1 protein-coding gene and 2 pseudogenes are annotated in these 1,345 nt (G+C 51.3%); 2 read left to right on the forward strand and 1 reads right to left on the reverse strand.

What is annotated here, in order from left to right:
- The coding region (locus J5224_RS27960; protein WP_264628384.1) for a gamma-glutamyltransferase at nt 1–563 on the forward strand (563 nt) is incomplete at its 5' end.
- 42 nt (nt 564–605) lie between these two features.
- On the opposite strand, the pseudogene J5224_RS27965 reads toward J5224_RS27960, so the two are convergent.
- Nucleotides 606–867, reverse strand: a pseudogene (locus tag J5224_RS27965) (hypothetical protein); the annotation flags it as partial.
- On the opposite strand from J5224_RS27965, the pseudogene J5224_RS27970 reads away from it, so the two are divergent.
- Nucleotides 862–1,118, forward strand: a pseudogene (locus J5224_RS27970) (DDE-type integrase/transposase/recombinase); the annotation flags it as partial. The pseudogenes J5224_RS27965 and J5224_RS27970 overlap by 6 nt on opposite strands.
- Between the last annotated feature and the right edge of the window lie 227 nt (nt 1,119–1,345).

Here is a 1,345-nt window from a genome sequence, read left to right on the forward strand (position 1 = left end):
GCGGCACGGTATACCTGACGACCGCTGATGAAAGCGGCATGATGGTGTCATTTATTCAATCCAACTATATGGGGTTTGGTTCTGGTGTGGTGGTACCGGGATATGGCATCAGCTTGCAAAACCGAGGTGCAGGATTTTCCAGTGACCCAAAATCCGCCAATGTGGTGACGCCCGGTAAACGACCTTTCCACACCATTATCCCCGCGTTTCTCACCAAGGATGGTCAGCCACAAATGAGTTTCGGCGTGATGGGGGGGGATATGCAGCCTCAAGGTCATGTGCAGACGGTGGTCAGAATGCTGGATTTCCATCAGCAACCTCAGGCCGCCTGCGATGCCCCGCGCTGGAAGGTTAACCGGGATTTTACCCTCGATCTGGAAACCCGTTTTGATCCAGCCGTAGCACAGCAATTACAGTCACGAGGCCACACGTTAAAGGCTGTTGACGATCCCTATATGGATTTCGGCGCTGGACAGTTTATCTGGCGTCTATCAAATGACCCAAATCACGGCTATGTTGCTGCCAGCGATAGCCGACGGGACGGTCAGGCACTCGGTTTCTGATATTAATCGCCACCCAGGGAATATTTCACGCATGTCATGCCCTTATATTTTTATAAGGGCATTCAGTTCGGCGAGAACGCCAACGATAAAGTGCACCAGACATTGATCTTGGCGTAGTAGGGGGGGATGTTCGGCTAAGGTTTCAATATTTCGTTCTCGGGTAAAAGCGAGTGTTATCTCCTCAACGATTTTACTGGGTTTTTGCCGACATGATCAGAATGCGATCGACAAGAAACAATGCCTCCTCCACATCATGGGTCACGAACAGCAGAGTGGTCCCCGTCGCAAGCCAGGCGTTATAAAGGCTCAAGTCGGTTATCGCAGTCCAAGATCGTACAAAGGTGAAGCAAACATTGTGACACCCAACAAGCTCCAGCGGCAATTTAACCCGATGGCTCGGTGACAGATATAACGTACATCAGAACGCATGAAGGCTGGTTTTATCGTGCGGTGGTGGTCGACCTGTTTTCCCGTAAAATCGTTGGCTGGTCGATGCGGGCCAGAATGACGAAGGATATCGTGCTGAACGCACGGCTAATGGCGCTGCGGAAGCGTGATACGCAAAAACAGGGGCAATGAGTTTCAATCATTGGGCGTCACGTACTGACTCTTTTCCCGTCTGATGGTAGAGCTATTCAGCCCTGATTCAACGTCAGTGAAGCCTAGACCTGCGCTGGGGCCGAACCCTTTTGCATGTGAATCAGATGAACCGGTTCACCTGGTGGTGAACCTGGGAAAACCAAACCATTCGCCTGCATTCCGAGGAACCGTGACATTTTGCT

The organism is Candidatus Symbiopectobacterium sp. NZEC135, assembly GCF_025962695.1.